Below are 7,657 nucleotides of genomic sequence, written 5' to 3'. Positions count from 1 at the left end.
CAACCCAGATTTGTTTTAAAAAAAATATTGGAAAAGCTAACAGGAACTAAAAATAAAAATGAATTATCTGATATGGTTTTTGTGGTTAATATTAAATAAACGAACAATTAAGTTATGATTTAGAGATTCGAAATTTAGAAAATTACTATAAACTTTGAATAAAAAAATAAAACCCTAAAAAAAAATATTTTCAGGGTTTTAGATTCTTCAAATTTAATTCTTCAAATATTTTTCTAAAAACTGATCTTGTTCCCAAAGTAAGTGCATGATATTTTCTTTGGCAGCATATCCATGAGATTCTTTAGGTAATATAAGCATTCTTGTTGGAGCACCAAGACCTTTCAAAGCCTGAAAATATCGTTCTGTTTGTAATGTAAAAGTTCCCGGATTATTATCTGCTTCCCCATGCACAAGTAATAAAGGAGTTTTCATTTTTTCGGCATTCATGAACGGAGACATGTTGTTGTAAATCTCAGGATTTTCCCAATAATTTCGTTGTTCACTCTGAAATCCAAAAGGCGTTAGCGTTCTGTTATAGGCACCACTTCGAGCTATTCCACAAGCAAATAAGTTAGAATGAGTTAATAAGTTAGCTGTCATGAATGCACCATATGAGTGTCCGCCCACAGCTACTTTTTTACGATTGATGAATCCTAAATTATCTACCGCATCAATAGCTGCTTCGGCATTAGAGACCAATTGTGTGATAAAAGTGTCGTTCGGTTCTGTCTTGCCTTCTCCGATAATTGGAAAAGCAGCATCGTCAAGAACGGCATATCCTTTTGTAACCCAATACACGAACGAACCATAATTTGGGAATGTAAACTCGTTAGGGTTTTTATCGTTTTGTCCTGCCGAATTTTTGTCCTTAAACTCAGCTGGATAAGCCCATATTAGCAATGGTAATTTTTCTTTTTTACTATTTCTGTCATAATTTGCTGGTAAATATAAAGTTCCAGACAATTCAACACCATCTTTTCTTTTGTATTTGATAACTTCTTTATACACGTTTTTGATGCTTATAAACGGATTTGCAAAAGTTGTAATAGGGGTTAATTTTCCTTTGCTTTTTATGTTTCTAAAATGATAATTTGGGTAATCATTTTTAGATTGCATCATTACCAAAACTTCTCCTTTTTTGAAATCTTCAATAGATAATAAATCCTCTTTTTTGTCTGTTGATGTCGATTGGTACAGTCTTTTTGATTTTAATGTTTTGATGTTGAATTCATCAATAAACGGGAACTGGCCATTTTTTGTAAAACCATCTCCTAGCAAGAAAGCATTGTCGTTTTCTATTGCCAAAACTTGACGACCGTATTGGTTTTTTATTGTTTCAAAATTTCCTGGATCTGAGTAAATATCTTGCGAGTTTCTATCTGAAATAACTTTTGGTGCTTCACTTGGATTTGATGGATTTATCAAATAAGTTTTGGTGTTTCTAGTGTCATACCAGTCGTCGTATACCATGGCTGTTTTGTCATTTCCCCAAACTATTGCTGCAAATCGTTGTGGCGTTTTTAGTAACGAAGTTGGATTGGATGTAAACGGAGCTTCCCATAAAGAAATTTCATCTCTAAAATCAATCTTTTTAGCTTGATCACCTTCGTCTAGTGCTTCAATATAATAAAGTGTGGCAGGTTTATCTGAACGCCAATTCATGCCACGTTTCCCTTTGCGAACAGATGAAAAACCTTTAGGCATAATTTCTGTTAGAGGTACTTCGTTTACTGTTTTTATTGCAATTCCAGCTAAATTATACACGACCGTTTTTTGAGGAAAACGGCTTAGAGGAACAATGTATGAAAACGGTTTTTGGATAGTAGTTATCATAAGGTAATTCCCGTCTGGCGAAAAATTTTCACCCGTAAACATATCGGCAGCTTTATATAAAGTAGTATTTCCTGACAGTGTTATTTTATATAATTCGGAAGTAACTAAATTTTCGAAATTTGTTTCGTCCGTTTTGTTTTTTAGTAAATCTTGAAATGTACGGTTCGAAGAAACTTTTCCTTCGCTAGTAGAAACAATTGGGCCTTTTGGTAAATCTTTTTTAATATCTACAAATGTAGCTCTATTTTTGAGTAACATTTTAACCAAAATAGCTTGGCCGTCTCGAAACCAACTAAAAGGATTTCCAAGATTTGCATTTACAGTAGCATCGGTTAGTTTTGTAGCTTTTGCATTTGCAACATCGAGTAACCATAATTCTACTCCAGTTGTTGTTGTGTGTGAGAAAGCAACTTTAGTCTCGTCTGGAGACCAAGAAAGATTGGTTAATTTTGGATTTTGTGGCAAACCCGAAACTTGAATTTCAGTTTTGTCTTTTATTTTTCGAACTTTTAAGTTGTTAATATAGGTTACTGTACTCGAAATATTGGTTGTAGGATTTATACGTAAACCACCCAAACGCATTTCTTCTTGATTTAAATCATCGAGAGTTTTATAGGTATTTCGATAGGTGAGAAGCATCCATTCTTTTTTGGTATCCATAAGAACAGATGGTGCTCGTTCGTAATCTGCTAAATCAAGAATTTCTTTTGATGGTTTTTGATAACTTAGATTTTCCTGAGCAAATGTTGTAAAACTAAAGCCAATAAATAGGAGTAAAGTGGTTGTTATTTTCATTTTTTATTAATTTTATACTAAAGTAATGGAAACTTATATTGACTTAAAGAAATTAAGTCAAGTTTAACGATTTTATGTAGATGGATTGTGGTTAAATTCATTTCTTGTATAAAAATGCACCTTTTGAAAAAGGTTTAAATAATTCCAAAAATTAGTAAAAAACCATAACTAAGTAACATGAACGCTACTATATTCTGTATAGATTTATAGGTTGTTTTTTGTAATAATTTATTGCCGAAATAAACGCCTAAAAATGCAGAAAGTGTTGCCATTAGAACCAATTTGTAATTTAGAGAAAGTTCATCATTTACTATTTTAGTAATATAAATACTCAATCTCGAAACATCGACCAAACAAGCAATAACAACTCCTGTGGCTATAAATGCTTCTTTGTTTAAACCGGAACGAATTAAGAAAGCACTTCGTAATGCACCTTGGTGCCCAGAAATTCCGCCAAAAAAACCGCTTAAAATACCACCAATAGATAAATGTTTTTTATCGAATTCTAAGTTTTTTAGCTTTGGGATAAAATCGAACAAAGAAAAAATGATTAATAATAATCCAATAATAAGTTTCAAAGGCATTATTTCAAATGAATTTTCAGAAATAGAATATTGAAATAAGGGTTGCATTTGGGTTAGTAATTTTAACAAATAAGCACCAAGAAATGAAAATAAAATAGCTGGAATTCCAAACTTAAAAACGACCTCTTTATTGGCTTTTTTTCCAAAGAGAAATAACTTAAAAATATTATTCATAAAATGAACTAAAGCAGTAAGTACAACTGCAATTTCAATTGGAAAGAACAATCCAAAAACCGGTAGAAGAATTGTTCCCAATCCAAAACCCGAAAATAATGTTAAAGCAGAACCTAATAGTGCAAAAATGCAAATAATAATATAATCCATAACTTTTTATTTATACAAATTAAGTAAAACTAACTAACTTTAATTGCTTAATTTTACAATAAGTGTAAATTTGCAAACTGATTTTTAATAAAAATATAAAAACATGTATCATTCTAAAATTACTGGACTAGGTCATTATGTTCCAGACAATATAGTTACAAACGATGATTTAGCAAAAATTATCGATACAAATGATGAGTGGATTCAGGAACGAACTGGTATTCAAGAGCGTAGGCATATTGTAAGAGGACAAGACACAACGACATCGATGGGTGTAAAAGCCGCAAAAATCGCCATTGAACGTTCAGGAATTGCTAACGATGACATAGATTTTATCGTTTTTGCTACCATTTCTCCCGATTATTATTTTCCAGGTCCAGGAGTAGCGTTGCAAAAAGAGTTAGGATTAAGAACTATTGGTGCATTAGATGTAAGAAACCAATGTTCAGGATTCATTTATGCTTTGTCTGTTGCAGATCAGTTTATAAAAACAGGAATGTATAAAAACATTTTGGTTGTTGCTTCAGAAGTGCAATCATTAGGTTTAGATATGACTACTCGTGGTCGAAATGTTTCGGTTATTTTTGGTGATGGTGCAGGAGCAGCAGTTTTAAGCAGAGAAGAAGATGTGACCAAAGGAATTTTATCTACACATTTACATTCGGAAGGAGAACATGCAAAAGAATTATCTGTTTTAGCACCCGGAATGGGCGGACGTTGGGTTTCGGATATTATTGCCGATAACAATCCAGACGACGAAAGTTATTTTCCTTATATGAACGGACAATTTGTGTTTAAACATGCTGTAGTTCGTTTTAGTGAAGTGATAAATGAAGGTTTAGTAGCTAATAATTTGCAAGTTTCTGATATAGATATGCTTATTCCGCACCAAGCGAATTTGAGAATTTCTCAGTTTATCCAAAAGAAATTTGGTTTGAATGACGATCAGGTTTTTAACAACATTCAAAAATACGGAAATACTACTGCAGCATCTATTCCTATTGCTTTGACAGAAGCTTGGGAACAAGGGAAAATTAATTCTGGCGACACGGTTGTTCTCGCTGCATTTGGTTCAGGTTTTACTTGGGCAAGTGCTATTATTAAGTGGTAATTATTTAAAATATTTTCATAAAAAAAAGCTCCAAATTTCTTTGGAGCTTTTTGCTTTTTATAATAATCCACCACCGCTTTGGGTTTCGTTGGCATCACGTTGTTTGCGTTGTAGTGCTTTATTTTTTCCACCACCAAACATATAATTTAATCCTACATAAATCGTTCTACTTTCCCAGTAAAAAGCACCTTCTTGTTTATAAGGAATACTTCCGTCAAACTGAAAATGCATGGTATTGAAAATATCATTTAATCTTCCTGTGATACTTCCTTTCCCTTTCAAGATAGAATAAGTAGCACCTATGTCCGCTTTATACATCGGACTTCTCTCAAATTGTAATCCTAAATCACGACCACGATACATTCCGAATAAGTTTATTTTCAGTTTTTTTGTAGCTGTAAAAGTTTGATTTGCACGAACATTGAAACTCACCACATCAACTTCACCTTTTTCTTGTAAACCTGTATTTGCATTTTGTACAGTTCCTTTTACGGTTTTAAAATAAGCATCGGTACTGGCATTTACAGACCACCATTTTGCTAATTTCAAATTTGAAGAAACTTCAACTCCAAAGGCAATGTTATTATCAAAATTATCATAAGAAATAATATCTTGGTTATTGTTACTTGGGTTTTTATAGATTGTTCGGCTAATTTCGTTATTTATTTGTCTGTAAAAAACACCTGAAGTGATAGAACCAATTTTTGCAGTGCGTGTATAATTTACTTCAAACGAATTGGTAAATTGTGGTTGCAATTCTGGATTTCCTCTAGATTCTACAAGTGGAGTAGTCCATTCACGAATTGGGCTAATTTGCCCAATACTTGGCCTGTCTACACGTCTAGAATAATTAAAATTAAATGAATTTTTATCACTAGCTGCATAAGTAAAAAATGCTGAAGGATATACTGAAAAAATATTGTCTTTTATAGTTTGGTTTCCACTAAAATTTGTTGTCGGATTTACAGAAGTTTCGATTCTGTGAAAATCGCCATCTATTGTATAATTTTCGATACGAACACCAACTTGTCCGCTCCATTTTTCCCATTTTTTACTGTAGTTAGTATATAATGAGCTAATGTTTCGGTCGAAAGTGAAGTTGTTATCGGTCGTTGTCGAATTAAATATGGAAGGGTTACTAGTCGATTCATCAAAGCTATTTTTTGTATTTTGTATTCTAGTTTCTATACCAATTTCTAACTTTGTAGTTTCGGTTAATGGATTTACATAATCAGCATTAAACTGAATGTAATTCGTTCTTCCATGAACAATATTTGTTCTATCTGAATTATTAGTTGGATTGAATTCAGTTAAATCATAATTAGTATTTTCTTTATTTTTTGTACTAGAAACATTCGCTTGAAATTCTAGATTTTCTCCTTTTTTAGTAAAATCGTGTTTAAAGTCTAAATCGTAAGTTTGTGTATTATTATCAGTTTTCGATTTGAATAATTGGCTTGAATCGCTATTTGATGGACTGATATAATTTACATCAGTCAAGCCATTACCACTTCCGTTAGTGATGTTTTGATTGGTATATATAGAGAACGTATTTTTATCATTTATATAATAATCTAACCCTAATTTTAATAAATGAGAAGTATTTAGATTATTAAACTCAAATTTTTGTTCATTTTCTAATTCGGGTCTAAAACTATTGATATAACCATGATTTTTGTTTTTTCCATGGTTTAATCCATAATTACTATAAATATTTACTTTGCCTACTTTATAGTTTAGGTTTAAAGCCGTATTCAATTTAGGTGTTACGCCAAAAGTTACACCAGTATTTATACTTCCGTTAAAACCAGTATTTGCGTTTTTGTGTAAAATAATATTAATAATACCACTCATGCCTTCAGGACTATATTTTGCCGAAGGATTTGTAATCAATTCAATTTGTTTGATAGATGAAGAAGGGATTTATTGCAATAATTGAGTCGCATCAATATTTGTAGGTTTACCATCTACTAATACTTTTACATTAGTATTTCCTCTCAAGCTCAATTCTTTGGTTTGTGGATCGACACTTACTGTAGGAATATTGTTCATTATTTCAGATGCTGTTGTTCCAGAAGCGATTAAATCTTTACCAACAGTTACTACTTTTCTATCTATTTTTTGTTCGATACTTGAACGTTCCTTTACGATTGAAACCTCATTAAGTTGTGTAGATTCTTCTTCGAGTGCTATTGTTTTTAGAGTAATATTTTTGTTTTCAAGAGTCAAAGTAACATTGCTAACCTGTTTTTTGTAACCCATAAACTGAACTTCGATAGTTAGTTCTTGAAATGCTAAGTTTGCAATGGTAAAGGTTCCGTTTTCTTTTGTAATACCTCCAGATACAACTTTTGTAACATTTTTTATAGTTACTGATGCGTAAGGAATAGCTTCGTTTGTTTTTTTATCAACTACTTTTCCGGAAATACTTCCAGAAAGGTTTTCAAGTTTTTTAGTTTCAGTCGCAGAATTTTGAGCTTTAACAAAAGTAAAATTGAATAAAGTAAAAAGGATTAGAATTTTAATTTTCATAATTTTTTTGATGATGATGATTTTGATGATTTTCTTTAAAACTATTCTAATAGTATTATCTACTAGACTGTGCAAGGAATTTTTCGTTACATTTTTAAGAAATGTTTAACATAAAAAAGCCTCGACAATTTTACGTTGTCGAGGCTTTTATTATTTTTATTTTGGATTATCTTTTAAGGGCAAAGTGCGTTTTAAATATGTTTGAAGCTCATATATTAATTAATATCTTCATCATCTCCCAAATCATTTATAAAATAGATTAAATCGCTTCTATCATATTCCTTTGGGAAAAGATGATTATTTATAATAATTGCGGGTGTATAAGCTATCTTATTTTCCTGATTCCAAGAATATTGCTCATAAAGTATTTCGTTAATTTTTAAATCGTTGATTTGAGAAGTTGATTTTAATGTCAATTTGTCTTCGTCTTTATTTTCAAACCAATCATGAAGTGTTTCTTTAAAAGCTTCTTGACCTT

At 31.4% G+C, this 7,657-nt stretch carries 5 protein-coding genes and 1 pseudogene; 1 reads left to right on the top strand and 5 read right to left on the bottom strand.

What is annotated here, in order from left to right; translation table 11 throughout:
• Nucleotides 1-213: 213 nt before the first annotated feature.
• Nucleotides 214-2,628: a prolyl oligopeptidase family serine peptidase gene (locus ACH2BP_RS12700; RefSeq protein WP_395060470.1), complete on the bottom strand. Its 2,415-nt coding sequence runs from the start codon at nt 2,626-2,628 to the stop codon at nt 214-216.
• A 134-nt stretch (nt 2,629-2,762) separates the two neighbouring features.
• Nucleotides 2,763-3,536, bottom strand: a complete 774-nt coding sequence (locus ACH2BP_RS12695; protein WP_395060468.1) for a TSUP family transporter — start codon at nt 3,534-3,536, stop codon at nt 2,763-2,765.
• A 103-nt stretch (nt 3,537-3,639) separates the two neighbouring features.
• On the opposite strand from ACH2BP_RS12695, the gene ACH2BP_RS12690 reads away from it, so the two are divergent.
• Nucleotides 3,640-4,647, top strand: a complete 1,008-nt coding sequence (locus ACH2BP_RS12690) for a 3-oxoacyl-ACP synthase III family protein (protein ID WP_395060466.1) — start codon at nt 3,640-3,642, stop codon at nt 4,645-4,647.
• A gap of 57 nt (nt 4,648-4,704) precedes the next feature.
• Here the strand turns inward: ACH2BP_RS12690 and ACH2BP_RS12685 are convergent, their stop codons facing one another.
• From ACH2BP_RS12685 to ACH2BP_RS12675, 3 genes and pseudogenes are all read right to left on the bottom strand, one after another.
• On the bottom strand, nt 4,705-6,540 hold the full coding sequence (locus ACH2BP_RS12685; RefSeq protein ID WP_395060464.1) for a TonB-dependent receptor domain-containing protein: 1,836 nt from the start codon (nt 6,538-6,540) through the stop codon (nt 4,705-4,707).
• Nucleotides 6,541-6,570: 30 nt separating this feature from the next.
• Complete coding sequence (locus ACH2BP_RS12680; RefSeq protein WP_395060462.1) at nt 6,571-7,179, bottom strand: carboxypeptidase-like regulatory domain-containing protein; 609 nt, start codon at nt 7,177-7,179, stop codon at nt 6,571-6,573.
• A 215-nt stretch (nt 7,180-7,394) separates the two neighbouring features.
• Nucleotides 7,395-7,657 (bottom strand): annotated as a pseudogene (locus ACH2BP_RS12675) (hypothetical protein); the annotation flags it as partial.

Origin of the sequence: Flavobacterium sp. (genome assembly GCF_043756175.1) — a bacterium.
Taxonomy (GTDB): Bacteria; Bacteroidota; Bacteroidia; order Flavobacteriales; family Flavobacteriaceae; genus Flavobacterium.
The sequence above is the reverse complement of the archived record's forward strand: the minus strand, read 5'-3'. Positions and strand labels throughout refer to the sequence as shown.

What these genes read in the sequence shown, in the direction of transcription:
- ACH2BP_RS12700 (WP_395060470.1), bottom strand. Translation starts at nt 2,628, where the DNA reads ATGAAAATAACAACCACTTTACTCCTATTTATTGGCTTTAGTTTTACA.
- ACH2BP_RS12695 (WP_395060468.1), bottom strand. Translation starts at nt 3,536, where the DNA reads ATGGATTATATTATTATTTGCATTTTTGCACTATTAGGTTCTGCTTTA.
- ACH2BP_RS12690 (WP_395060466.1), top strand. Translation starts at nt 3,640, where the DNA reads ATGTATCATTCTAAAATTACTGGACTAGGTCATTATGTTCCAGACAAT.
- ACH2BP_RS12680 (WP_395060462.1), bottom strand. Translation starts at nt 7,179, where the DNA reads ATGAAAATTAAAATTCTAATCCTTTTTACTTTATTCAATTTTACTTTT.